This window comes from Propionibacterium australiense (assembly GCF_003666605.1).
GTDB classification, from domain to species: Bacteria; Actinomycetota; Actinomycetes; order Propionibacteriales; family Propionibacteriaceae; genus Propionibacterium; species Propionibacterium australiense.
In genome coordinates this window covers 1-25004 of the sequence record NZ_RCIV01000005.1, presented here as the reverse complement: position 1 = coordinate 25004, position 25004 = coordinate 1, and the positions used below count along the sequence as shown (strand labels likewise).

Sequence of the window (25004 nt, the reverse complement as noted above, 5' to 3'; positions counted from 1 at the left end):
ACCCCATGCACCGAAAACACCCCGGAACCGCACAAGGCCGACCTCGCCGAGATCCTCGCGCCCGGCACGGGACGGAAACTGTGACGACCATGGAGCGGAGGCACGCAGGGGTGCGGGCCGCCATGAGACGCGGCGCCGCCACCCTCCTCCTCGACCTGCGCCGGCAGGCCCAGGAGGGCTTCTGGCTCGTCGCCCTGCTCGCCGGGCTGATCGTCGCCGCCCTCCTCGGCGCCCTCGCCACGGACCTGCACCGGTGGTGGCCGATGATCGTCCTCGGGGAACTGACCATCACCTCCTTCTACTTCGCCGCGGTCCAGGTCCTGCGGGAACGCAACGAGGGGACCCTCTGCGCCCGGGCGGTGAGCCCGTTGGGGGCCGGGGAGTACCTTGCGGCCCTCGTGGCCTCCCTGACCCTGCTCGCCCTGGCCGAGGTGGGCGTGCTGGTCCTTGTCGTCCACGGCCCGGCCCTGGCCTGGGCGGCGCTGGCCGCCGGGGTCGTCCTCGTCTCCTGCATCTACGTCCTCTACGGCGTCGTCGCCGTCGCCGGCTACGAGTCGATCGGCGCCTTCCTCCTGCCCTCCGGGGTGTGGACGCTTGTGCTCGGTCTGCCCCTGCTGCCACTGCTCGGCGCGCCGGGCGGGTGGTGGCTCTGGCTGCACCCGCTCCAGCCCGCCATCGTCCTGATCCAGGTGGCATTCGGGGCCGAGCCGCCGTCGGCCTCGGTTCCCTGCGTGGCGCTCGGGGCCGCCTGGTGCGCGGGGCTGGTTGCGCTCGCCAGGCGCCGGCTTCGCCGTGCCGTCGTACTGGTGGGGGGTGAGCGCATGAGGCCCCGCACCGTACTGGCGCTGTTGCCGGCCGACCTGGCTCGCCTGGCCCGGGACGAGCTGCTCGTGTGGCTGCCGCCGTGCCCCTCGTCATGGCCCTGGCGACACGGCTCGGCGCGACACCTGTCTTTCAGGCCCTCGGCCTTCGCGCGGAGCTCGCACGGGAGTGGTCCGCCCGTCTCGACGTGGCGGCCTTCGGGATCGTCGTCCCGGTGCTCGTCGGGACGGTCGTCGGCTTCATGCTGCTGGGCGAGAAGGAGGACCGGGTGTGGGATGCCCTGGCGGTGACGCCGGTGTCCCTGCGCGGTTACCTGGCCTGGCGGGCGGTGGGTGCGACGCTGGGTGCGGGCTGCGCGTGCACGGTGTGCCTGTGGCTCGGGGGTCTCGGCACCATGGGGATCGCCCAGGTCTGCTGCGTCGCCCTGGCCGCGGCACCGCTGGCCGGGGCGACTGCCATGGCGCTCGCCGCCTGGGCCGCCGACACCCTTCGGGGTTTCGCCGCGGTCAAGCTGTCATTCGTCGTTCTCGTACTGCCCGCCGTGGTGCCCGGCTCGGGCATCGGCCAGTGGCTGCTCGCCCCGGTCCCGAGCTGGTGGCCGGCGCAGGCGTACCGGGAACTGGCCGCCGGGGGCGCCCTGACGCCCGTCTGGGTGGCGGGGTCGGTTCTCGTGTGCGGCGCGATCACCGCCGTGGCGCTGCGACGGGCCGCGCGGCACCGGATTGCGCACTGAACCCCGTGCAGCAGTACGGGCATAGTCCCGCGGTTCTTGTGCGTCAGTTCACAAGGACCGCAGGCGCTCCTCGTCCGCCTCTGATTGGCCTGCGGTTTTCGTGCGTCAGTTCGCAAGGACCGCAGGCGGGTCTTGTCCGCCACGGCGAGCTGCTCCTGCTCATCCAGTCAACCGCACGATACGTGCTACGTTTGCTACGAGGTGATGACAGTGACGACGATCCCGCACCGCGAGCTGCGCAATGACAGCGCAGCGATCCTTCGCCGCGTCGAGGCCGGCGAGAGCTTCATCGTGACGAACAACGGCCGGGCCGTTGCCGAGCTCATACCCATCACCCGTGATCGCCTGGCGCTGCTGCGCCAGCAGGGCGCAACGCGCCCGGCAACCCCTGTGGACTTCAGCGCCCTCAGACGCATCAGGGGCCTCAGGTCCAAGGACGTACTGGCCGATCTGCGCGGTGAGTCATGACCATTTGCTATCTGGACACCTCTGCGGCACTCAAGCTCCTCATCGAGGAGGCCGAGTCCGAATCCCTGGGCAGCTGGCTCACCGGGGAAGTCACGGATGGCATGACCCTGTGCTCTTCATTCCTCCTCCATGTCGAATTGCACTGTGCCGCGCGGCGTCGTCACCGACTCGATGAGCAGGCGGTGGCTTCTTTGCTGGCGGGGATCGAACTCATCGACATCTCACGCGAGCACCTGCTCGCTGCGGCACGAGACACGACGGGGCTGCGCGCGGCAGATGCGATCCATCTCGCGGTGGCCCTGGACGTTCGATCCGATCTTCTTCTCACGTATGACCAGGAGATGCAGAACGCGGCGCAACAGCGGGCATTGACGGTGGTGGCACCCGTATGACACTCGGAGTCTCTGGTCGGCCTGCGGTTTTCGTGCGTCATTTCGCAGTAACCGCAGGGGCAGCCGCTGGGGCGCGGCGGAAACTGCGGTGCACGAGGGCGAAGACGAACACGAGGGCGAGGATCGCGCCGCCGACGACGATCGGCAGCACGGGCGAGCGCCCGTACATGGCAGTACCGGCCGTCGGTGAGACGACATAGGTCAGCCCATTGGTCGCACCGACCAGGCCGGCCAGCCCGCCCTGCTCCTCACGGCTCATGCGCAGGGTGGGACCGGCCGTGTAACCCGGCATGCCGATGCCGATGCCCGCTCCGATCACCGTCACGGCGACGATGAGAAGCGCCGCCCCGCCGTCGACCGCGAGCAGGGCGAAGCCCACGGCGCCCGTGCCGGTGCCCACCCGCAGCAGAGTGGGCGGCGACCACTTCGAGCGCGGCACGATGACACTCTGCGCGAACACCATGCCGACACCTGCGGCCAGGAGCGCACCGCCGGAGACGAGCCCTGTCGTATTCGCGTCGAGGCGAAGGCGGTCCTGCACGAGGAAACCGGTGACGACCTGGATGAGACCCATCGCGGTGAACATGCCGAAGCCCGCGACGAGGAACGGCCAGACCCGCGAGTCGAGGGGCCGAACCCGCGCCGGCTCGGCGACCAGTTCGGTGCGAGTCTCCCGGCGCATCCCCAACGTGACGACGAGCAGCCCCAGGAGCAGGAAGACGGGCACCATGTCGACCGAGACCATGAGCGAGATGCCGGACAGCAGACCCCCGACGAGGGCCCCGGCGATCGAGGCCGTGCCCTGGGCAGCACCGATGCCCGCCATGCCGCGCACCCGCTCCTCCTCGTCCGTCGTGATGTCGGCGACATAGGCCTGGGCGGTCGGCAGGATCGCGGCGAGTGCCGTGCCGAAGATGAGCCCCCGGGCCAGGACGAACAGGCAGAACGGGGGCGTGCCGCCCAGAGCGCCGCGCATCCCGAGGGCGGCGATGACGGCGAAGAGCACCATGGCCGCCGTGCAGCCGCCCAGTGCGGCGGCGAGCACCGGCTTGCGTCCCCATGATTGGGAGCGGCGCCCCCAGGGCTGACTCGTGAGCACGACCATGACCGCCGCGACACTGATCGTCAGGCCGATCTGCCACTCGGCCAGGCCGACCTCGCGCGACAGCGGCGCGATGACCGGGTTGAGCGTCGTCTGCCCCAGATAGGCGAGGAAGACCGCCGACAGGACGATCCTGATCTGCGGAGAACTCTTCCCCGACTGGATCTCGCGCGAGGCGGGCATGACCCATCTCCCCTCTGACCATCGGACAGCGAATGCGATCCGGCCGAATCAGTGCCGCGGCGGGCCGGGCAGCGAACCGGACCAGATACTTAGCACAGCCTAAGTGAACACTGTTCTAATTGCAATCCCTGGGCGTAACCCGTCCATGCCCTCCGCCCCGCGATGCAGGACGGCGCCCGTTTGTGAAGTCGGCGAGAACGAGAGCCACGACTCCGCCTCCACGATGCAGGACAGCGCCTCACGCACGACTGCCCGCGCGAAAGCACCCGGGCGGTGTTCGCGGCGGGATCTCGGTACGGCCCCGGGAAGCGAGCCCCAGCCGTCGGGCTGCACGGGGAACAGGCCGCCGGCTTCGGCTTTCGCACCCAGACGGCTCGTCGCCGGGGCGGCTGGGCCGAGGGCGCGGCAGAGCGGATGAGCCGGTGGCCAGCTCCGCACCATCGGGCGCCTGACCGCCTCAGAGCGATCCGCCGGCCTCCAGCCTGAGCTCGAGGCCGTCCATGATCCGCTCCAGGACGAAACGGTAGTAGCGGTCCTGGGCTGCGGCGATCCTCTCCGGCGAGCCGGTGAACTGGGTCAGCAGATCGCGCGTCATCAGTGAGATGCCGGTGCTGTCGGCGGAGAGCTCCTCGATGCCGCGAATGAGGCTCGCATGGTCTCGGGGGGCGTCGCCCTCGTACAGAACGCGGTCGTCCGCGGCGGCGACCATCATGAGCGCCGTATTGACGAGCGAGGCGTAGGCGATCGCCGCGTCCTGACCGAAACCGTCGTGCCGCAGCGAGGCGATCCCCGCGTCGATGACCGGGACGAGATCGGGCAGCACGGGCCCGTGCAGGAGAACCCACCGGGCCGTTCCCGGGTAGGACCTCAGGACGGGCCGGATCGGGAAGAGCGCCTCACGGAACCACTGCCGCCAGGGCATGATCCGCGTCGGCAGCCCCACCATGCCGAGGACCCGCTCGGCGACGAGGCGGTTCAGCGTCTCGCGGCCACCCGCGTGGTGATAGATGACCGAGGGGGCGACCCCCAGTTCCTGGGCGAGATCGCGCAGCGACCAGACCGTCAGCCCCCTCTGCCCGGAGAGCTCGACGGCCGCGTCGACCACCGCCTGGGTGGTGAGTCCGGCATGGTAGGAGTCCCGTCTGCCCTGCGCACCGCCGGCATCTGCCCTGCCATCCGCCATCTGCATCATCCCCAGTCATCGGCCGGTGCGGCCAGGCTACCGGCTCGGCGCCGCGGTCCCTGCCCCGACCTCGTGTCCCGGCGCCCGAGGCCGGGGGCTGGGGCGGAATCAGCGGCGGTTCCGCACCATGGCGAGAGCGCCCCGCCATGGTGCGTGCCCGACCCTCCGGTCAGCGCTCCACGCGGCCGGCGATGAAGTCCTCGGTGGAGTCCATGGCCTCCTCGTCGGGGCGCTGCTGCGGCGGCGACTTCATGAAGAAGGAGGACGGGGACAGCAGCGGGCCGCCGATGCCGCGGTCCAGGCCGATCTTCGCGGCGCGGACGGCGTCGATGACGACACCGGCGGAGTTCGGGGAGTCCCAGACCTCCAGCTTGTACTCCAGGCTGACCGGGGCGCCGCCGAAGTTGCGGCCCTCCAGACGCACGAAGGCGAACTTGCGGTCGTCCAGCCAGCCGACGTAGTCGGAGGGGCCGATGTGGATGTCCTTCTCGTCGAACGTCGTGGAGACGTTCGAGGTGACGGCCTGGGTCTTGGAGATCCTCTTCGAGGCCAGCCGTTCGCGCTCCAACATGTTCTTGAAGTCCATGTTGCCGCCGACGTTCAGCTGGTAGGTGCGGTCGAGCGTGATGCCGCGCTCCTCGAACAGCCTGGCCAGCACCCGGTGGGTGATGGTGGCGCCGATCTGCGACTTGATGTCGTCGCCGATGATGGGCAGGCCCGCGTCGGTGAACTTCTGGGCCCAGTCCGGGTCGGAGGCGATGAACACCGGAAGGCAGTTGACGAAGGCGCAGCCGGCGTCGATCGCGCACTGGGCGTAGAACTTGTCGGCCTCCTCCGAGCCCACCGGAAGGTACGAGACGACGACCTCGGCCCGGGCGTCCTTGAGTGCCTGGACCACGTCGACCGGCGGCTCGGCGGACTCGGTGACGGTCTCGCGGTAATACTTCCCGAAGCCGTCCAGGGTGACGCCGCGCTGCACCGTGACGCCGGTCGGGGCGACCTCGGCGATCGTGATGGTGTTGTTCTCCGACGCGCCGATGGCATCGGCCAGGTCGAGCCCCACCTTGGCGGCGTCGACGTCGAAGGCGGCCACGAACTCGATGTCCGAGACGTGGTAGTCGCCGAACTGGACGTGCATGAGGCCGCCCACGGTGTCGGTGGGCTTGGCGTCGGCGTAGTGGGTGACCCCCTGTACCAACGACGACGCGCAGTTGCCCACGCCAACGATGGCGACACGGACCTTGTTCATCTGTTCTCCCTCACTGATCGGCAATGATGGTCTGGGGTGGCGTGCGCGACTCTAGCCATCAGCCGGGGGCGAACACATCCCACCACGGTCCGAATCCGTGCCCGAGCCGGCCGGGTACAGGGCACGTGTGCGGTCGAGGCGGTCGATGAGCTCGCGGCGCAGCTCATCCGGGCCGAGGACGCAGACGTCCGACCCCAGACGAAGAAGAACCGTCACGGCGTGCAGGCGATCCATGAAACCCAGCTCCAGGAAGCTCCAGCTCCTGTCATCGGGAGGGGCGCCATGGGACTCAGCTTCCGAGGCGTGCAGCGCCCACTCGTGCACGTCGCGTACGCGCGTATCGCGGACCCATGCCGTTGCAGTCAGAGCGTCGAAACGCGCCAGGAAATCCTCGCGACGTTGCCGCCAGGCATCGGCAAGATCGAACCCGTCATCGTCGGGACACGCCTCGTCCGTGATCTCGGCCTCGGCTATCCGTGAGATCCGGGTGAACAGCAGTTCGCCATCCAACGAGGAGCACAGATACCAACTGTGGCCCGCTGCAACCAGGCCGTGCGGGTCGACGGTGTCTCCTGTCATCGTTCCCGTTCGGCGACGACGGACGATCCTCAGCCGATGGCGTGCAAGAACGGCTTCTTGGATTGTCCGAAAGACGGCTCCAGTGTGTTCGCTGTCAGGCTGGGGCAGCCAGCCCTGCGGGTCGATAAGCACACGGGAAGAGATCTCTGCGGACCCGGCCCGATGCTCGTCGGGAACGGCCGCAAGCAATTTTCTCAGGGCAGAGGCCAGTGCATCGCCCAGGCCGAGCGATGATGCACCCCACATGGTGGCACTGGCGAAGAGGGCGCGGCTCTCCTCACTGTTCAGGGCAGTGACGTCCAACCGGTGCCCAGGGGTCAACCTCACTCCACCGTGCGGGCCGCGCTCGCACCAGACCGGGACACCCGCCGCCGACAACGCCTCGACATCGCGCAGCACGGTGCGCCGGGAGACCTCCAGGCGACGAGCGAGTTCGGCGGTTGAGAGTCCGCCGTGTGCCCGGAGCAGCCAGAGCATGGACAGCAGACGATCGGCGCGCACAGCAACATCCTCGCAGATAGCTGACAGCAGATGTCATCAATCACCCCTAGCCTCAGCTCCATCAGCAGACCGAGTCGAGAAAGGACCTGTCGTGACCGTCTTTGTCCCGAACAGCATTGTTCTCTACGTTGCGGACATCGAACGCAGCGCTGCTTTCTACAGCGAACTCCTGGGAGCGGGGCCGCAGGAGACCTTCGAGGGGTTCGCCGTCTTCGCCCTGGCCGGGTCCATGACCCTCTGCCTGCAGGCCGCCGACCAGATAGATCCGGCAGCCGAAGCCCATGTCGGAGGCAGCGAACTGTCCCTCAGCGACGTGGACCGAGCCGATGTCGACTGCCTTCACGCCGAGTGGGCCGCCCGCGGTGTGCCCATGCTGCTGGAACCAACCGATCTCGTTTTCGGTTACACCTTCGTCGCGGCAGACCCGGATGGGCACCGTCTGCGGGTCTGTGCCACGGACACCTCGACCCTCGAATGAGGAACGTCAGGACGCCCGTGCCGCAGCACGCGGCAGGGCAGCACTCGTCACCACCACGACACCCGGCTGACCATCACCAACCTTCATCCCCTGGACCAGCGGCGGGGCAGCCCGGGGATGGGAATGAACCACAGCCGCAGGGAGGAGGGCCCCAGTAGGGACAGATCGGCGGGCGCGTCGGGGCTCAACCGGCGGGGGCGGTAGTAGGCACGCACCTCGCACAGTGCGCGCCGGGGGTGACTGGCCCACAACCACTCCGGAACCGTTCCGGTCCGGACCCGACGGGGAGCGGGCATGACCCTGCGCGGGGAGTAGATCTGCCGGGCTGCGGGCTCGTCGAGACTGCGCGCCGCAGAGCGTGTCGCCCCCAAGCCCCAGGCATGGAGCCCGCGTTTCTCGCTCAGGGGCGCATCCCCCGGGCTGGATGCAGCCGCTCTCGCAGGCTGAGACCTGATCGCCCGCGCCTCGTGGTCCTGCGGCCCGCCCTCACTGGCACAACCCGCGTCATCTGGTGTCGGCTGCTCCCCGCCGACGCTCTCAGCACACATGCGCAACTCCCGTCATGAACCCGCCGGACAAGACTACGACCATGAGTCCCGGCCCGGCGACGCGGCACGCGCATCGGGGCCACATGACGCGCACGCCCGGGCTGCTCATGCCCCGGCCTCGTCGGCGGATCGCTGCTCGGCCCAGTGGCCGAGGTCCTCGCCCTCGATGGCTGCCGCGATGAGCTCTGGGAAGGCGTCGGGCGTGCAGCCGAAGGCGGGTACGCCGAGCCCCGCCAGCTCGGCGGCCACCGACCGGTTGTAGGAGGGGACGCCGTCGTCGCTCAGCGCCAGCAGCGCGATCATCGTGGCGCCGTCGGCCCGGATCCGCTGCGCCTGGTCGATCATGCGTTCGGGCCGGGCATCGTACAGATCGCTGATGAGGATGACGACGGCGTCGGAACCCCTGGTAATGGAGCGCCGGCAGTACTCGAGGGCCGGGGCGGTGTCGGTACCGCCGCCGAGCTGGGCGCCGAAGATCACGTCGACGGGGTCGCTGAGCTGTGAGGTGAGGTCGGCGATGTCAGTGCTGTAGGCCACCAGGTGCGTGCGCAGCGCGCTGATCGAGGCCATGACGCCCGCCATGATCGAGGCGTAGACCACCGAGGTGGCCATCGACCCGGACTGGTCGAGGCAGATGACGAACTCGCGCTGGACGCCGCGGTGCCTGCGCCCGTAGCCGACGAGCCGTTCCGGCACGATGGTGCGCTGCTCTGGCAGGTAGTTCTTGAGGTTCGCGGCAATGGTACGGCCCCAGTCGATGTCGCTCGGGCGCGGCCGCGCGGTGCGGCTGGCCCGGTCGAGTGCGCCGCGCACCGACTGGCGCATCCGGTTGGCGATGCGTTCTGCCACCTGCTCGGCCACCGTGCTCACCACCTGGCGGGCCGTCTGCTTCGACTCCTCGGGGATCACCGACGACAACCGGGCGAGGGTGGCCACCAGGTGGACGTCGGGTTCGAGGTTCTCGAGGATCTCGGGCTGGGCCAGCATCGCCGCCAGGCCGAATCGCTCGATGGCGTCGTTCTGCATGACCTGCACCACCCGGTTGGGGAAGTAGCGCCGGATGTCACCCAGCCAGGCCGCCACGGACGGCATGGCGGACTCCAGCCCGCCGCGCCCGGCTCTTCTCCGGCCGGCCTGCCCATCCTCGTCCCCGACGTCGTAGAGCCGTGCCAGCGCGCGGTCCATGGCGCGCTGCTCTACGGTCAGCACCTCGTGCCTCCTGGCCCCGCCGGTGCTGTCCGTGCCGAGCATGAGCCGCCAACGCTGCTCGGCGCTGATCGTTCCGGGACCGATCTGCTGGTCTCCCGCCGCAGGTGCCGTGCTCATCGTCCGCCTCCCAGGATCGCGCCGACCGTTTCCAGGACCGGGCCCGCGTGCAGCAGGTCCTCTGCCGCCTCGGCGGCGTGCGTCTGCGGATCGCCCAGGTGCGCCACCCGACCGGCCAGCATCCGGCGTTCAGCGGTGGACCATGTGCCGAAGGCCCGCCGCAGTGCCGGCAGGACGCGGCGGAAGGCCTCGTCGGGGATGCCGGCGGCCCATGCGTCGATGACGGCGAGGAGCTGGCGGTCCTCGAGCAGGAGCAGGGCGCTGCCGGCGAGGAAGCCCTCGATCCAGTGGGCCTGGCGCTCCGGTTCGGCCCCGGGCGACAGTGCCCTGCCCAGGCGACGGGCCGCCTCGTCGGCGTCGAGTTCACCGGCGTCGAGCAGGAGACGCACGATGCGTCCAGACAACAGGCCGGGCAGGGTCCGGGACGCCAGCAGGGACCGCAGCGTGTCCTGCCACAGCGCGCCGGACCGCTCGTCGAGCAGGGCGACGACGCCTTGGACGTCGTCGATGGCCCGGCGCAGCGCGGCGGCGGCGTCCTCGCTCGTGCCGGAGGCGGCGGCGGGCAGGCCGGCGCAGGCGCGCGCCAGGACGCTCTGCGCGACGGTGCCCAGCGCCTGCGTGTCGGTGCCGCGCACGTCGCCGTAGCGCATGCTCCTGGCCAGGGCGGGGATCGACTGCAGCAGGTGCAGGACGTCCGGTTCTCCGGCGGCCCGCTTGTCGAGGGTTCCCAGTAGTTGGGGCAGCACCTCGCCGAGGTCGGCGAGCAGGCCCTGTTCGACGGCGGCGGTCACCTCGGGCAGTGTCGAGGTCCGGGCCAGCAGCGCATTGCCCGCCGCGGCGGCCACCGTGTTGCCGAAGGCGGCTGCCTCGATGACGGCCACGGAGAACTCGGGGTCCCACTGCAGCTGCCAGGCCTCCTTGAAGGTGCCGGTGCCGCGTGCGGTGCCCTGCTTGCCCCAGTCGATGCCGAGGATGGCGAGTCGGCGCAGCAGCCGGGACTTCGCCAGGTCGTTCGGCTTGCGCAGGTCGAGGGTGATGGTCCGCTCCGTGGCGCTCATGGTCAGGCGCAGGCTGCGGGCGGTGGCCCGCAGGTCGGCGTCGAGGGGCACCATGGGCACGCCCGGTGGCACCTCGCCGAGCGCCTGGCCGACGACCACCTCGCGGGTCACGAGATCGGCCTGGACGCTGCTGCCTGCGCACAGCACCGACCAGGTGGCCTCGTTCACCTCGTCGAGCCCGGGCTGGGGGCGCCCGCGCAGCGCGGCGAGGGCGTCGGCGAGGCGGGCGGCCTCGATGACGTGGGCGGAGGAGACGGGCAGGTCGTGTTCGCGCATCGACCGGGCGACGAGGGTGAACCAGCGCGCGACGGGTTCGTCGGGCGCGGTGAACAGGTGGTGGTACCAGCCGGGGGAGTCGATGCCGGCCCCGTAGCCGCTGACGGCGGCGAGCCGGCCGTGGGTCCAGGGCACCCAGGTGAGGGCGGTCTTCACCTTGGGGAGGCCCTTGAGCAGGGCGTTGTCGGCCTTGAGCGTGGGCGCCGGGCCGGCCAGGGCCGGTGCGTGCCAGGCCCCGCAGACCACGGCGACCCGTTCGTGGCCGCGCCGCCTGGCGGCCCTGAGCACCTTGCGCATGTGGGCCTCGCGGCGCAGGGTGCGCGGATCGGTCTCGGGCGTGGCCTCGCGCAGCAGACCGATGGCCTCGGTGAGCTCGTCGAAGGGATCCCCCGTGCTGCGCAGTTCCACCGCGTCCTCCCACCAGGCCTCCGGGTCGTCGTAGCCGGCGATCCGCGCCAGTTCCGCGATGGGGTCGGTGCGCCGGCCGGCCCGTGGGTCCTCCACGGGCGCCTCCCCGGCCAGTCCTTCGGGGTCGCCGGTGTGCCGGTCGGCGTCGGCCTCGGGGGGCTCCCCGCCCGACGGGTCCTGGCCCTGCGTGTCGTCGGCGCCGGGTTCGTCCGGGTCCTGCCGGCCGGTGGCGGCGAGTGTCATGGCGGCGGGCAGGTCCATGAAGTGGGTCTCGGCGCCGTTGCGGGCGGCCCAGCCCAGCGCCTGCCACTCCGGCGAGAACACGGCCATCGGCCAGAACGCGGCGTTGGCGGGGCGGTCGGTCTGCCAGGCCAGCAGCGCCACGGGCGGCCTCATGGCGGGGTCGGCGACCCACTCGATGAGCTTGTCCGCGTCGGCGGGCCCCTCGATGAGCACGCAGTCCGGGGCGTAGGCGTCGAGCGCGGCCGCGAGGGCGCGGGCGGACCCGGGGCCGTGGTGGCGCACCCCGAAGACCCGTACCGGCGGGGGCGCCGCGGCCCCGGCGCTGCTCACTCGTCCACCTCGCGGCAGGCGCGGTAGAAGTCGGCCCAGTCGGGGCGCTCGCGCACCACGGTCTCGAGGTACTCGGTCCAGACGGCCCGGTCCGACACCGGGTCGGAGACGACGGCGCCGAGGATGCCGGCGGCCACGTCCCTGGGGCGCAGCACGCCGTCGCCGAAGTGGGCGCTCATGGCCAGCCCGTTCGTCACCACCGAGATGGCCTCGGCGGTGGACAGCGTGCCCGAGGGGCTCTTGAGGCTCGTCGCCCCGTCCTCGGTGGCGCCCTGGCGCAGTTCGCGGAACACGGTGACGACGCGGCGGATCTCGTCGACCGCCTGGTCGGCGGGCGGCAGCTGGAGGGCCGAGCCGAGGTCCCGGACGCGGCGGGTGACGATCGTCACCTCCTCCTCGGCGGAGGCCGGCAGCGGGAGCACCACCGTGTTGAAGCGGCGGCGCAGGGCCGAGGACAGGTCGTTGACGCCCCGGTCGCGGTCGTTGGCTGTGGCGATGAGGTTGAAGCCGCCGCGGGCCTGCACCTCGCTGCCGAGCTCGGGCACGGGCAGGGTCTTCTCGCTGAGCACGGTGATGAGGGCGTCCTGGACGTCGGAGGGCATGCGGGTGAGTTCCTCGACTCGGGCGATGCGGCCCGAGCCCATGGCCTCCATGACGGGCGAGGGCACGAGTGCGGCCTGCGAGGGGCCCTCGGCGATGAGCCGGGCGTAGTTCCAGCCGTAGCGGACGGCCTCCTCGGCGGTGCCGGCGGTGCCCTGGACGAGCAGCGTGGACGTGCCGCTGATGGCGGCGGCGAGGTGTTCACTCATCCACGACTTGGCGGTGCCGGGCACGCCGAGGAGCAGCAGGGCGCGGTCGGTGGCCAGGGTGGCGACGGCGATCTCGGCGAGCCGCCGGTTGCCGACGTACTTGGGTGTGATGACGGTGCCGTTGCCCAGCGTGCCGCCCATGAGGTAGGTGACGACGGCCCAGGGCGAGAGCCGCCAGTTGGCGGGTCTCGGCCGGTCGTCCACGGCGGCCAGGGCGGCCAGCTCGCCGGCGTAGCGCTGCTCGGCGTGGGGGCGCAGCAGGGTGGTCTGGGCGTTCATGGGGTCTCCTCGTCGATGATCCGGGTGAGTTCCTGGCGTCCGCGCAGATGGCTCAGCGCCTGCTCGACGCTTCGGGCGTCCTGCTTGGTCGTGACTGGGACGGCCTCGAGCAGGGACAGCGCCTCGGGCATCAGCTCCGCCGGGGCGCCCCGTGCCATGACCGTGCACAGCTCGGACAGCTCGATCGACAGTCCCCGGCGGGCAATGCACCAGGCGATGGCCTCGGCGAGCCGGTGCAGCATCGCCCGGGACAGTGGCCGTGGCCAGAAGCGCTCGCCGAACTCGACCAGGGTGGGCGTGTCGAACAGTTCCAGGATGAGCTGTTCACGCCGGCTCGCGTCGAGGACGTCGAGGAGTCTGCTGGGCTCTGGCCGGGCCCTGAGAAGGGCCTCGGCCAGTTCCGTGTCATGGTGTTTTCGGGCCGAGCCCTTGAGCGTGTCCCGGAACGCCTCGCTGATGTCGGCACCCTCGAGGAGCACCCGGGCGGACGCGAGGTCGGTGGTGGACAGGCCGATGAGCCCCGGCAGGCGGCGGGACGGCACCCGGCTCACCGCCAGCTGCAGCCGCGTGACCGGCATCGGCGTGCCGACGTGCTCCCAGTCGTAGCCGTCGCGGATGAGCTCGTCGGTCGGCTCGATCGGCGTGCAGTCGATCACCGGGGGCCCGGGCGGGCCCGCCCTGACCGCCAGGTGGGTCCTGACGAGTTCCTCGGCCTGCCGGACCGTCCTCGAGCCCTCGATCGAGCCCAGGAGACGGGCCGCGGCCGCCCGGACGGCCGCGTGCTTGTCGTCGAGGAGGGCTTCGAGGTGGGGTTCGTCGTCGGGGCCGAGCCCGATCTCCACCCTGCTCACGATCCAGGAGCGCATCTTCGGTTCCTCGCTCAGCCAGGTGCCGTCGTCGAGCAGGGTCCAGGCGGCCGCGGGATCGTCGCGCCGCACCTGTTCGAGGTAGTTGGCCCGCTGGTGGGAGGTGCCCTCGTCCCACAGCGCACGGCCTCGCCGCGGGTCCTCGCCCCGGCCGGGGGTGTCGGTGTCGAGCAGGGCTCGGGCTCTGTCGTCCATGACCTCGTGGGCGTGGCGGGTCCCGGGTATGAAGTCGAGTACGCGCAGCAACAGATCGGGCGGCAGGGTCCAGCCCCGGGCGCCGACGAGGCTCATGGCCTCGTAGAACAGCGGGCGCTGGGCCAGGTCTTCGAACATGCGGCGGAGCATCGCCTCCAAGCGCGGCGGCACGGGTTCGCGGGTGCGGGGCGGGAGATGGAGCGTCCGGGTCTGCGGGGAGCCGATCCGGGCGCGGTGCGCGACCGCGTAGGCGGCCGCGGCGTCGAGTGCCAGGTCTGCGGCCGTGGCTGAACCCTCGGCCAGGGCCGACCGCACCTCGGGTTCGAGGCCGTCGGCGGTGAAGGGACGGGTGCTCAGCCCCACCGTCGCGCACCGCACCAGTTCGCTGAATCCGCTCACAGCGGCCTCACCTGCTCTCCGTCGAGGACGCTCAGGGGCTGCAGCCCCTCGGTGGACAACTCGCCGAACGCGACGAGTTCGTCGCGGCCCGCCGCCAGGGCGAGCCCGCGCAGGCTCACGAGGCCGCCGACGAGCGGCAGCGCCCCGTCGCCGTCGCTCAGGGCGTAGCCGCCCGAGTCGTCGACGGCCAGCCGCCCGGCGACGAGCACCGGAAGGTTCTCGATCCACGGGTCGAGGGCCACCGCGTCCCGCCACGCCGTGCGCGCCGCGGCTGTGCCGACCGGCTGGGGCTGCCAGAACAGCGGCTGGGGCTCGCGCTGTGCCGCGAGGGCGCAGCGCAGCTGGCCGCGGCCCGGGTAGGGGTGAGCGCTGGCGTCCACCTGCTGGCCGGGGAACAGCTCGGCCGGAAGCGCCACGCGATTCGCCGCGAAGGACAGCTGAAGCGCCCAGCGGCCGGTCCGCCGGCCGAGCAGCCACACGCGGCGCGCGACGACCCGACCCTCGCGGCTCTCGCGCGTGCCCAGGACGGCCCAGGTGTCCTCGACGCCGGGGCCCGCGAAGACGTCCTCGACGCGCACCGAGACGCCGAGGTGGGAGCGGACGGTGGCCGCGACGTCCTCGGGTAGTTCGTCGCGGCGCTGCCAGGCCCGGATCAGCAGCCGCATCATGCCGAACCCCTCGACGGCGGCGGCGGGCCAGCCGGGGGTGGCGTCGCCGATGCAGGCGAGCGCGGTGAGCCGGGCCGCCATGCCCGGGGCCTGGGCGTCGACCATCCGGGCGGTCATGTCGCGCAGCTCATCACCACGACGCCCGCCGGCCCTGGCCAGCCCCTCGTGCAGCTGGTCGCCGAGCCAGCGGTCGAGATCGGCGAGCCCATCGGTGATGCGCTGCTCGCGGCGGGCGGCCCGCGCCTCGGCGTCGGCCCTCTGCTCGGCGGAGCGTTCGCTCCTGGGGGCCCTGGCGGCCGCCTTCGCGGCACGGTCGGCCCGGCGCCGCCGCCACTCCTCGGCGAAATCGGCGGGCTCGGCCGGTTCGACCTCGCCCTGGCTCCACAGGTGGAGCAGGGCGACGGCGTGCTTGCAGGGGAACTTTCGGCTCGGGCAGGAGCACTTGTAGGCGGGGCCCGACAGGTCGACGCACACCTGGTAGGGCTTCTTGCCCGATCCCTGGCACAGGCCCCACAGCAGGGCATCGGAGACACCGAGCCCGGCCCACCGATCCGGCACGGCCAGTTTGAGACCCGCCCTGGCCGTCTGGGAGTCGGGCGCCTGCGCGTCGATGCGCTCGGTCGTCCATCGTTCGATGGCGGGGGTGCTCATGGGTGCCACCCTAACGGAGCCCTCGGACACGAATCGGTCTGTTCAGCAGCGTCCCGCGGCGAAATGGCCCTCAGAACAGCCGTCGCGCCGCCCAGGTGACTGGAGCGTGCACCAATCGTCGTCGGCCGCCGCCGTGCCGTTCACCCACCGCGGAGGGCCCTGATGCACCTTCACGATGCTCTTCGCGTCAGTCGCCCAGTGCCGTGATGGCTCGGGCGCAGGCGGCGGTGGCGTCATCGATCCAGTCGGGGATCGGCCCGCCGAGGTGAGGACGCACGAGCCCATAGGGGCACTGTCTGGTGGCCGTGGCGATCAGCGTGGTCCGCCGCTCATCGGCGACTCCGTAGCGCCTGCGTGTCAGTTCGAGCGAGAGGGCGTTGACCTGATCGTTGACGGTCGCCACCTCGTCTCGCAGGGACTCGGGAGCGGTACGGACCAGTTCTGTCTGCCGGTAGAGCGTCATGGCACGCGCCTCGGCCGGATGCTCGCGGCAGTAGACCGGGATGTGCCGCGCCGCCGCCACGACGGCGTCCTCGGCGGGCTCCCGGCAGCAGGCCGCCATGAAGCCCCGCTGGAAGTCGCGCACGGAAAGCAGCCACAGGCTGACGAGCAGCTCGTCCCGCGAGGCGAAGCGGTAGTAGACCGAGCCGACGGGCGCCCCGACCTCGCGGGCGATCTCCGCAACCGTCGGGCTGCCTGAGTGTGCGAGAACGACTCGGGCGGCGGCATCGAGGATGTCGCCGGCGCTGAACTTCACCGGCCTTGCCACGGACCGAAGTGTACAGGGACAATTTTGAACATGAATTCTAAAACTGTTTCGCATGCAGCGACCATCGGCCGCAGGCCGCAGCGCTGGGCCAAGATCGCCTGCTGGGCCGCCTTCTGCTCGGTGCTGCCCTCGGCGACATGGCGCCTGGCGATGCTCGTCGGCGTCGACACCGGGTTCATGTATGCGCAGTTCTACCGCGACGGCGGTGCCGGAACTGCCTACGTGCTGAGGCTGGAGGCGATTCAGCTCGGCGCCGCGGCACTGTGCCTGGGCCTGTGCCATTCGTGGGGCGAACGGGTGCCGCGGTGGGTGCCGGGACTCGGTGGACGCGTGATCCCCCGGCCGCTGCACGTCGTCGTCGGCGGGCTGGGCGACGCGCTGCTGTATGTGATCATCGGTGGCACGGCGGCCAGGTTCGCCAGCAGGTGGTTGGGGATCGCCGAGGGGCTGACGCCCACCGATGGCATGAGTCCCGGCGCCATCGCCGTCCTGGCGCTCGCCTACGCCCCCATGCTCATCTGGCCCGTCGCGCTGACGGTTGCCCTGGTGGGCTACTGGAAGCGACGCGCCCCGCGGACGCCTCGACAGCACCGTCGGACGGCCGGCGCCGGGCGAGCCGATGAGGCCGGAGGGGAGGACGCCGACCAGCGGCTGGGTTCAGCGACCGGGCACTGGCCGTCGCCCATGGCGGCGGGAGCAGTGCGACATGAGGAGGACCATGGCTGACTACTGGAATCACAACACCGCTTACCACCGGCGGATCCTCCGCACCGTCGAACGGCGGGGACACCGCGACGTCCTCGACGTCGGCTGCGGCGAGGGGCTGCTGCTGCAGCGGCTGGCGCCCTTGGCGTCGACCGTCACCGGTGTCGAACCGGACGCCGAGGCCCTTGAGAGGGCCCGGGTACGCCTTGCCGGAACACCATCCGCGCGCCTCGTCCCAGGGCGGTTCGAGCAGGCCACTCTGGGCGAGGAGGGATACGACCTCGTCACCTTCGTCGCGAGCCTGCACCACATGGAGCCCCGGCGGGCACTGACCCGCGCTGCGCGGCTGCTCAGGCCCGGCGGAGACCTGCTGGTGGTCGGCCTGGCGGCGAATCACAGCCCGGCGGACTGGGCGTTCAGCGCCCTGACGCTGCCCGCCGCGAGAATCGGATCACTCGCGCACCGCGAGACCCGCGACATCGGCGTGCCGGTCGCCGAGCCGCGCGAGGATCTGCGCGAGATCCGCCGGATGGCCGGGCAACTCCTGCCCGGCGCACGAATCAGGCGGGGCCTGTACTACCGCTATCTGCTGTGCTGGACCAAACCGTCCGGCTGACGGCACCCGGACGCACCCATCGCGCCGAGCCGTCCCGGCCCCGCCCGTCGGGGCCGCCGGACCCGTCGTCGTTCGACCGGTGAGCCGGCGGCCGAACCGGGCGCCGCGGGCATCCTCGCGGAGCCTCTCACCGCGCCAGCTGGAGAATCCGCCGCAGCACTCTCGCCTCGTCGCTTCGCTCCGTGAGCAGCTGCCGCACGACACCGGTCTGCGCCACTTCATCGGTGATGATCCCGTCCACATCGCTGGTCATGAACTCGGTCATGGCGCTCACGGTGTTCACCGTCCACACGTCGACCTTCTTGCCCGCAGCGTGGATCTTCATCACATTGCTCGCCGTGGCGGTCTCCGCCTCCAGCAAGAGGACGTCGCAGTTGAGGCCCTCGATGCCGCCGAAGGAGAAGTAGCACAGGTATCCCGTCTCCACCTCGGGGTGGGTCGTCTCGATGTGGTCCACCAATGCGTAGTCCAGCGAGATGAGCATGCACTCGTCGAGCATGTCCCGCTCCACCATCATCCGGTGGATGTCCTCGACCATCTGGTGGTCGGCGGTCCTCCCCTTCAGCTCGATGTAGAGCTTGATCCTGCCCTTGGCGGCATCGAGCATCTCCTCCAGGGTGGCGACGCCCGTCTTCTCGGCCAGGGGGTTCTGGGCATCGGCGACTCGAAGCTCCCTGACCTCTGCGAGCGTCATGGTCTCGGGCGCCCGCTGCACGCCGCAGCAGCGCTTGAAGTCGGCGTCGTGGTTGATGATGTAATGCCCGTCCGCCGTCCGCTGCGCGTCGATCTCGGAGGCGGTGGCGTTCTTCTCGATCGCGGCCTCCAGGGACCGGATCGTGTTCTCGTGGGCAAGCGTCCCACCACCGCGGTGGGCGATCACGGCGACATCCCCCACGGCCGGGTAGTTCGTGTCGAAGTCATCCGCTGTGCCGAGTCCGACGAGGAGGACGACGATGAGAGCGGCACAGATCGCCCCGGGAAGAACGACGTGTCTTCTCCTGCCGGCCCCGGCGGCGTAGGACGGGGGTTCGTCTGTCGCGTAACTCTCGTGGAGGTGAGTCAGCTTCATCATGCTGAAGGTGAGGAACAGCAGGCCGAAGACGGCCATGACGACCACGAGCAGAACCGTGAAGAAGATGATGCCGACGTGGTAGGCGAACCGGCCCACCGGGAGGACACGCAGGATGAGCACTGGGAGCGCATAGCCGACGACCACCAGGCCGGCGCCCAGCAGGAGACCGAACCCGAGGAATGTGAGATAGCGGGCGAAGAAATCCTTCCAGTGCGATCGCATCGTGCGCCGCGCCTTCTTCATCGCGGCACGCACATCCATGTCCCCGAGGATCGCGTAGTGGAAGGTGAAGAGGTGGATCAGGCCGACCACGACGAGCACCGCGAGGAACGCGCGGTAGGCGATCTTGGAGATGATGTGCGCGTCGATGACCGAGGTGATGAACTCGGGGATGACGAAATTCGCCGTGAGCGAGATACCGAATGTCGTTCCCACGAGCGGCGCGAGCAGGGACACGTAACCGATCACCAGCGCACCCGGCAGACTCTTGAAGTGCCTGAGCCGGCCGAAGGCCTTCTTCAAGGTGATGAACATCTGCAGTTTCTCACGGTGCAGGATCCGCTCGCTGATGAGGATCAGGGCGTTGATGTCGAACACCGTGTAGATGACGAGAGCCCCGATCCCGAGGAGGATCAGCAGCCAGCCCTGCCATGAACGCATGAGATAGGGCAGGTCTCCGCTGGTGAAGGCGGGCCTGCCGAGGTTCCAGAGCAGCAGCCCGGCGAGCTGCCGGTAGCCGATCATGGCAGCCGCCAGCACGGCCTTCGAGACCCCCTGGTACAGCAGGATCGTGGGGATGTCGTCTCGGTAGCCGAACAGCGACAGGTCCTTGCCCCTGAGGGTCGCCCCCAGCTGCTCCAGCATCGTCATGCCTGATTCGCCCTTCACCACAGTGCACGAAACACAACGCGTGTCCTCGGCAGCCGGCACGGCGGATACAGCCGGTGCGGTGGGATCACGCCGGACTCGTCATCCCACCGCAGCAATCCTTCCTCAATCGGCAATGCCATTGCCCCCGTCGCTCACGGCCCCTTCTCGCCATCGGGGCGATCAGCCGGATTGCCACTCGATGGAACCGGGACCGGTGTCGGGTCCGCCAGACGCACGACGTCACGTTCGACCTTGTAGTCGACACCCGGATAGCGACCGAACTGCTCCTCGATCCCCTCAACCCTACAGGTTGAGGCGTTCAGGTGGGCCAGCATCTGTGTCGGTGTCGGCCATGATGCACTGCGCTCGGATCCGAGCGGGCTGACCGGCGGGTACCACGCCGTCGATGCGGGCGGTTTGATCATGATACGCCCGGGCCGGCTACGGTCGCGCAGTGCATGCGCCCGCCACGTGTTGACTGGGTGAGAGGCCTTCCACGCCGCGATGTGCAACCAGAGACCGGTTTCCCGGGTCGCCCTGTCGGCGAGGGCATGGAGGTTGACCTGGGCACCCAAGTACTTGCCGCCGGTCAGCAGACCCATAGCACCCGCGCTGCCGTTGGGAGCGACGTCGAAGCCATGGTTGTCGGCCGTGTACTCCTGTGCTCGCACCAACGCAGGGCCGAGGATGGGAACACTGGTCGTCAACAAGGTTGCTAACTGACGCCAGTAGGAAGAATGCCCAGCCGCCAGATGGCCGATCTCGTGAGAGATGACGAAGCGCAGGGCCTCGGGATCACGGGCCGCCCCACCGATCTCGAATAGGTCTGAATTGACCGCAATGAACCGACGGTACCCGTGTCCGGTAGCGAAAGCATTGACCGACCCGCCGCCGAAGACCACGTAAGCGTCAGGGACCCTGCGCATACCGAAATGTTCGGCAGCCTCGACCACCATACGATAACCCTCCGGGAACTGCGTGGGACTCATCTGGACGGCGCTCGCGCGCATGTCCGCATAGGCCATGGCACGGGCTATCCAGACAATAAATGGGAGCAGTGGAATGAGTAGGAGAAAATGCCCCCATGAGTCGGTGACGAAGTTCCGCAAGGTGGCAGCGAACCCGGTCGGCTCCTGGTCGATGGCGAGCCATGCGAGGAAAGCGATCCACAGGCCATACGCGACGACCGTCAGGGCCGCACAGGCCCAGAGCAGAGGAAGCTCAACCCAGTGCCGCAGGTGTCGGATGCCACCCACCCCGTGAACGGTCGCTCCCTCAAGTACATGAGGACGCCCGGAACCCGGGGATTCAGCTTCTTGCGGAGGTGAAGGAAATGAAGCAGAAGAATTCATGGATGACATGGTAATAAGTAATCAGAAAAAAACCAATAGATACAATTCATACGACGAGGATGTGACACGACCCGACTGATCGAAAACAGGCAACCAACCATCCTTGCAGACAGCGATCATCCTGGGAGCTTATTCACAGGAACCTCCACCAGAAACGATGCCCCTTGTCCGATGACATCCATTCGGCGTCATGAATGAACCCCATGGTGAACACCCAATGGCCGAGCAGCACACCGAAACCTCACCGCGGATCATGGATCTCACTTCTCCACCGATCCGATGTGAACAAAACAACAGCCGTCCCGCCATCCCTCAAAGGATCATCCGTGCACTGTCAGCGCAGCGCTCCGAAGAAAGCAGTGACTGCTGTCCTATCATTTTCGCCGTGTCAGCGTTCTGTCGCGATGCGCAGACGGGCGAACCCGACCGAGCGGTCGCCGGTGGGCAGCAGGTCCTGGTTGGCGGTCAGTGTCATGATGACCTCCCCCGGCAGCTGCTCGGGGCGCCCCGGCACCGAGTCAAGCACCCAGCTGTCGCTGGAGTCGACCGTGAGATCGCGCGGGGCCACGTCGACGACGTAGGTGTAGGTGTCCCTGCAGACCTGCACCGTGATCTCGGCGCCCTCATCGAGGTCGAGCAGTCCGGCGAATGGCTTTCCGTAGCCGACGCGGTAGCCGGCCACGGCAAAGTTGCCCACCTGCCCGGGTTCTGCGCTCGCCGGGTACCAGCCGACCCCGCCGCGCAGCGAGACGCCATCGGTACCCTTGCGGATGGGCGCCTCGACGCCCAGTGACGCGATGGCCAGCGAGCCGATGACTGCGCCGTCTTCTGCCGTCTCGAATTCCCGCCCCGTGCAGTCTGAGCGGTAGCCGGCCAGTGCATCCGCCTGGTGCGATCTCGCCCAGGCAGCAGAACCCCAGCCGACCCAGGCGACACATGCGGCGACGACCACGACGGCCAGTACGAGGACGCCGACGACCACGGTGAACGCTCGCGAGCGAGCCTCCTGCGCATGTTCGACCATGACAACCACCTTAAGGCCTGCGCCCGGACCGGCTGCTCCCCGCGGTTTCGCTCGCCACAGAACTGGCCCGCCGCATCAGAACTCGCAGCAGGCTCTGCCCCGAGGGGGAGGAGACACGGCCGGTCCTGTCGTGATGCATGACCAGCCGCGTCACGGGCGCGCTCAGGCTGCTCCAGGAAACCAGTCATTGAGCACTCACTTCTGGAGTTCGCCCTCACAGGTGAGGTCCTCGCCGGGCAGTTCGCCGCGCAGCAGATAGGTGTCCACCGTGTCGTTGACGCAGTCGCCCAGCCGCTGGTAGGCGCCGTGCCCGTTGCCCGTCACGGTCACCAGGCGGCCGGACTCCAACTGGGAGGCCAAGCGCTGGGCCCACTCGTACGGGGTGGCCGGGTCACCGGTAACACCGAGGACGAGGATCGGCGCCGTTCCGGTCAACGAGAGCTCTGCGGGCTCGTGACCGCTGTGGTGCCCCCATCCCTGGCAGAAAGCGTCCTGATAGGCGAGTCCAGCACCCATGATCGGTGCGATCTCCTTGATCCTGGCGGCCTCTGCCTCCCAGGTGGCATGATCACCCTTGACCGGGTAGTCCTGGCAGTCGACCGCCCGCTCGGCGGCCTGGTTGGCCAACTTCCTGGCAGCCTCTTCGGGGCTCTCGTCGGGGTCCTTCGGGTTGATCAGATCGTTGAGTGCCGTGGCGTCATTGTCTGTCATGGCCTTACTCAATGCCTCATTCAGTTCCGGCCAGGCCCGGTCGTCGTAGAGCAGATTTCCGATACCGGTGACCATGTCCTGTCCACTGAGGACCTCCCCGGACTCTCCAACCGGAATCGGCTCGGCATCAGCCCTGTCGATTAACTCCTTGAGTTTGGCCCTGCCCTCCTCGAAGTCTCCAGTCAATGGGCAGCCGAAGCCCGCCTGACAGGACTCGATGTAGGCACCGAGGGCCCGTTCCAGCGCAGCCGCCTGGTCTATGCTCAGCTGGGCATGCTGAAGGGAGGGGTCCTGGGCACTGTCGAGCACCATGCGTCCGACGTTGCCGGGGAAGATCTCCGCGTACCTCGCACCGAGGTAGGTGCCATACGAGGCGCCGAAGTAGTGCAGTTTCGAGTCCCCGGCGAGGGCGCGCAGCATGTCCATGTCCTTGGCCACCGACGCGGTGCCCATGTGGTCGAGCAGACCCTGCGCCGAGTTCTGCTCACACGCCGTGACCAGCTCGCCGGCCGAGGCGGCAGCGCCCTGAGCCGAGTCCTCCTCCGACTCCGCCGATCCCTCCGCACCCTGGGGATTCTCCCCCTTCTTCACTGCCTCGGTCACCTCGGTGATCTTCCGAGGACTCAGGCAGGTCAGCGGGGTGGACTTGCCGACACCCCGGGGGTCAAAACCGATGATGTCGTACGACCTTCGCAGATTCTTGGTGAAAGCCTCCTTCTCACTGATGTACTCCACCCCGCTACCACCGGGGCCGCCGGGGTTGACCAGCAGGGAACCGATGGGCTTGCCGGAACTCGCGGGGAGCTTCTTGAGCGCCAAGTCGATGCGTCTGCCCGCCGGATCGTCGTAGTCGAGAGGGGCCTGAACCGTCGCGCACTGGTAGTCCTTGTCGTCCTCGCAGGTCTGCCAGGACACCTTCTGCAGGTAGAAGTCCTCAAGTCCTTTCGGCACGGGGGCCGCGGAGGGGGATATGGCGACGGGCTCGATGGAGCCCTGCGCGCAGCCGGAGATCATGACACCGGCCACCAGGACGGAGGTCAGGGGCAATAGCCACGCCCTGCCGTTCTTGAAACCGATTCGCATACAGAGAAGCCTAGGTTTGTCGCACCTCATATCTGTTCCCCCGGCTGAACGAATTGCGGCCCGCACAAATCTCCGCCCCGGGTGGGACCCGTCAGCCCGCGGGTGGACGCGCGTTTGACGGCAGCCAAGACTAGGTGAGGGTAACCGACGCGTTCATCCGCGAGGCGTGCCGTCCAAGGATGTCCTGGCTCAGGGGCCGGCCGGACGTATCCACCCGCGGGGACGCACCCCGAACCGACCCGCGCTCTCGGTTCTTCGATCCCGGGTGGCGGGCCACCCCGGGGCTGGGCCCGGGCGGGTTGTGCGACGGGCCGTCCGCAGAATGGCTCTGACTATAATTTCAAACAATCAAGGCAGCTCTTGTCTTGATTGCATTAATGAATCTCAGTGGCGAAACGATGTTTTAGATATCATAAAGGAGTTTGAAAATGGTAAATAATGATGATTTTGGCGGGTTTATAGTGTCTAATAATATTTTGGCTGGTAAGCCAATCAGATACAGTTTTCGAGAAAAGTCTTCTATAGTACAGTTGAATGGCTGGACGCTTTTATCCATTGAAGATGACGATGACTATGCTAGCGATCCTAAGAACTTTAGCATTCTAGGCGCAACCAGTATTCAAAAAATTGCTCCTGTCATGTTTCAAATTGTCGATGCGCCTTATGGGACGGATCTATGCTGGCTGTATGAAGAAGATGTACATGTTGGCTTCTATGATTTAGTTTCTGAGCAAGATGTAACTATTGATGAGATCTTGGGAGACAAGAAGGCTTGAATGACCATCGGACAAACGGGGAGTGCGGACAGGTTTTAAGTCAAATGGTTCAGTGGGTAGGAAAACTTCTTCATTCAGAAGATACTCCCGCAGCGGTGCAGCAGGTTGAAAAGATAGAGGATGCTGGGCAGTTGTTTGTTTTGGTGGATAATTGAGGCTTATTCATAGGGTGTAGGTGAAGATGATTCCGAGTATTGCTGTGATGGTGTCTGGGAGGGTGTTGATGGGGCGCCTGTAACCGGTTTTGGGGGTGTGCCAGGTTTTAAGGTTTGCGATGGCT

Annotated in this window: 22 protein-coding genes and 1 pseudogene; 8 read left to right on the top strand and 15 right to left on the bottom strand. The window is 68.7% G+C overall.

Going from position 1 to position 25004, the window contains the following annotated elements:
• Positions 1 to 5: 5 nt before the first annotated feature.
• The 4 genes and pseudogenes from D9T14_RS13875 to D9T14_RS05570 form a co-directional block, all read left to right on the top strand.
• Positions 6 to 791 (top strand): annotated as a pseudogene (locus D9T14_RS13875) (fluoroquinolone export ABC transporter permease subunit); the annotation flags it as partial.
• Positions 792 to 916: 125 nt separating this feature from the next.
• Complete coding sequence (locus tag D9T14_RS05580) at positions 917 to 1555, top strand: Rv2686c family ABC transporter permease subunit (protein WP_510403215.1); 639 nt, start codon at positions 917 to 919, stop codon at positions 1553 to 1555.
• Positions 1556 to 1765: 210 nt separating this feature from the next.
• Positions 1766 to 2023, top strand: coding sequence for a type II toxin-antitoxin system Phd/YefM family antitoxin (locus D9T14_RS05575; protein WP_232012373.1), 258 nt, complete (start codon positions 1766 to 1768; stop codon positions 2021 to 2023).
• Positions 2020 to 2415 carry a type II toxin-antitoxin system VapC family toxin gene (locus D9T14_RS05570; protein WP_119161305.1) on the top strand — a complete coding sequence of 132 codons (396 nt, stop codon included), beginning with the start codon at positions 2020 to 2022 and terminating at the stop codon, positions 2413 to 2415. Before D9T14_RS05575 ends, D9T14_RS05570 begins: the two co-directional genes overlap by 4 nt.
• 37 nt (positions 2416 to 2452) lie before the next feature.
• Here D9T14_RS05570 and D9T14_RS05565 read toward each other — a convergent pair whose 3' ends face one another.
• The 4 genes from D9T14_RS05565 to D9T14_RS05550 all read right to left on the bottom strand — a co-directional run bounded on the left by D9T14_RS05565 (position 2453) and on the right by D9T14_RS05550 (position 7188).
• The gene (locus D9T14_RS05565) at positions 2453 to 3700 is read right to left on the bottom strand and encodes an MFS transporter (RefSeq protein WP_119161304.1); all 1248 of its coding nucleotides are present in this window, start codon (positions 3698 to 3700) and stop codon (positions 2453 to 2455) included.
• 457 nt (positions 3701 to 4157) lie between these two features.
• Positions 4158 to 4883, bottom strand: a complete 726-nt coding sequence (locus D9T14_RS05560; RefSeq protein ID WP_119161404.1) for a TetR/AcrR family transcriptional regulator — start codon at positions 4881 to 4883, stop codon at positions 4158 to 4160.
• A gap of 169 nt (positions 4884 to 5052) precedes the next feature.
• A complete protein-coding gene (locus D9T14_RS05555) occupies positions 5053 to 6132 on the bottom strand; it encodes an inositol-3-phosphate synthase (protein ID WP_119161303.1) in 1080 nt (359 codons plus the stop codon).
• A gap of 51 nt (positions 6133 to 6183) precedes the next feature.
• Positions 6184 to 7188: a helix-turn-helix transcriptional regulator gene (locus D9T14_RS05550; protein WP_232012566.1), complete on the bottom strand. Its 1005-nt coding sequence runs from the start codon at positions 7186 to 7188 to the stop codon at positions 6184 to 6186.
• Positions 7189 to 7303: 115 nt separating this feature from the next.
• On the opposite strand from D9T14_RS05550, the gene D9T14_RS05545 reads away from it, so the two are divergent.
• Complete coding sequence (locus tag D9T14_RS05545; RefSeq protein ID WP_119161301.1) at positions 7304 to 7690, top strand: VOC family protein; 387 nt, start codon at positions 7304 to 7306, stop codon at positions 7688 to 7690.
• Positions 7691 to 7773: 83 nt separating this feature from the next.
• Here D9T14_RS05545 and D9T14_RS13300 read toward each other — a convergent pair whose 3' ends face one another.
• The 7 genes from D9T14_RS13300 to D9T14_RS05515 form a co-directional block, all read right to left on the bottom strand.
• Positions 7774 to 8061 carry a hypothetical protein gene (locus tag D9T14_RS13300; RefSeq protein WP_126464287.1) on the bottom strand — a complete coding sequence of 96 codons (288 nt, stop codon included), beginning with the start codon at positions 8059 to 8061 and terminating at the stop codon, positions 7774 to 7776.
• A 282-nt stretch (positions 8062 to 8343) separates the two neighbouring features.
• A complete protein-coding gene (locus tag D9T14_RS05540) occupies positions 8344 to 9564 on the bottom strand; it encodes a VWA domain-containing protein (protein WP_119161300.1) in 1221 nt (406 codons plus the stop codon).
• Positions 9561 to 11879, bottom strand: coding sequence for a DUF5682 family protein (locus D9T14_RS05535; protein WP_119161299.1), 2319 nt, complete (start codon positions 11877 to 11879; stop codon positions 9561 to 9563). Before D9T14_RS05535 ends, D9T14_RS05540 begins: the two co-directional genes overlap by 4 nt.
• On the bottom strand, positions 11876 to 12967 hold the full coding sequence (locus tag D9T14_RS05530) for an ATP-binding protein (RefSeq protein WP_119161298.1): 1092 nt from the start codon (positions 12965 to 12967) through the stop codon (positions 11876 to 11878). The genes D9T14_RS05535 and D9T14_RS05530 overlap by 4 nt, the downstream gene beginning before the upstream one ends.
• Positions 12964 to 14427: a DUF5691 domain-containing protein gene (locus D9T14_RS05525; RefSeq protein ID WP_119161297.1), complete on the bottom strand. Its 1464-nt coding sequence runs from the start codon at positions 14425 to 14427 to the stop codon at positions 12964 to 12966. Before D9T14_RS05525 ends, D9T14_RS05530 begins: the two co-directional genes overlap by 4 nt.
• Entirely contained in the window at positions 14424 to 15746 is a 1323-nt protein-coding gene (locus D9T14_RS05520) for an SWIM zinc finger family protein (RefSeq protein ID WP_119161296.1), read from the bottom strand. The genes D9T14_RS05525 and D9T14_RS05520 overlap by 4 nt, the downstream gene beginning before the upstream one ends.
• 187 nt (positions 15747 to 15933) lie before the next feature.
• Positions 15934 to 16515: a TetR/AcrR family transcriptional regulator gene (locus tag D9T14_RS05515; protein WP_119161295.1), complete on the bottom strand. Its 582-nt coding sequence runs from the start codon at positions 16513 to 16515 to the stop codon at positions 15934 to 15936.
• A 30-nt stretch (positions 16516 to 16545) separates the two neighbouring features.
• Between D9T14_RS05515 and D9T14_RS05505 the strand changes: the two genes are divergently transcribed.
• Together D9T14_RS05505 and D9T14_RS05500 are read left to right on the top strand one after the other, a co-directional pair.
• Positions 16546 to 17241 carry a hypothetical protein gene (locus D9T14_RS05505; protein ID WP_197720596.1) on the top strand — a complete coding sequence of 232 codons (696 nt, stop codon included), beginning with the start codon at positions 16546 to 16548 and terminating at the stop codon, positions 17239 to 17241.
• The gene (locus D9T14_RS05500; RefSeq protein ID WP_119161293.1) at positions 17234 to 17836 is read left to right on the top strand and encodes a class I SAM-dependent methyltransferase; all 603 of its coding nucleotides are present in this window, start codon (positions 17234 to 17236) and stop codon (positions 17834 to 17836) included. Before D9T14_RS05505 ends, D9T14_RS05500 begins: the two co-directional genes overlap by 8 nt.
• Before the next feature lie 127 nt (positions 17837 to 17963).
• On the opposite strand, the gene D9T14_RS05495 is transcribed toward D9T14_RS05500, so the two are convergent.
• The 4 genes from D9T14_RS05495 to D9T14_RS05480 all read right to left on the bottom strand — a co-directional run bounded on the left by D9T14_RS05495 (position 17964) and on the right by D9T14_RS05480 (position 23948).
• Positions 17964 to 19778: a glycerophosphodiester phosphodiesterase family protein gene (locus tag D9T14_RS05495; protein ID WP_121592099.1), complete on the bottom strand. Its 1815-nt coding sequence runs from the start codon at positions 19776 to 19778 to the stop codon at positions 17964 to 17966.
• A gap of 152 nt (positions 19779 to 19930) precedes the next feature.
• On the bottom strand, positions 19931 to 21130 hold the full coding sequence (locus tag D9T14_RS05490; RefSeq protein ID WP_119161291.1) for a M48 family metallopeptidase: 1200 nt from the start codon (positions 21128 to 21130) through the stop codon (positions 19931 to 19933).
• Positions 21131 to 21518: 388 nt separating this feature from the next.
• Positions 21519 to 22154, bottom strand: coding sequence for a class E sortase (locus tag D9T14_RS05485; protein WP_119161290.1), 636 nt, complete (start codon positions 22152 to 22154; stop codon positions 21519 to 21521).
• A gap of 195 nt (positions 22155 to 22349) precedes the next feature.
• Entirely contained in the window at positions 22350 to 23948 is a 1599-nt protein-coding gene (locus D9T14_RS05480; protein ID WP_170175770.1) for an alpha/beta hydrolase, read from the bottom strand.
• Positions 23949 to 24376: 428 nt separating this feature from the next.
• Here D9T14_RS05480 and D9T14_RS05475 point away from each other — a divergent pair, with 428 nt between their 5' ends.
• Positions 24377 to 24724 (top strand): immunity protein Imm33 domain-containing protein, encoded by a 348-nt coding sequence (locus D9T14_RS05475; RefSeq protein ID WP_197720598.1) that lies wholly within the window; start codon positions 24377 to 24379, stop codon positions 24722 to 24724.
• The last annotated feature ends 280 nt before the right edge of the window (positions 24725 to 25004 follow it).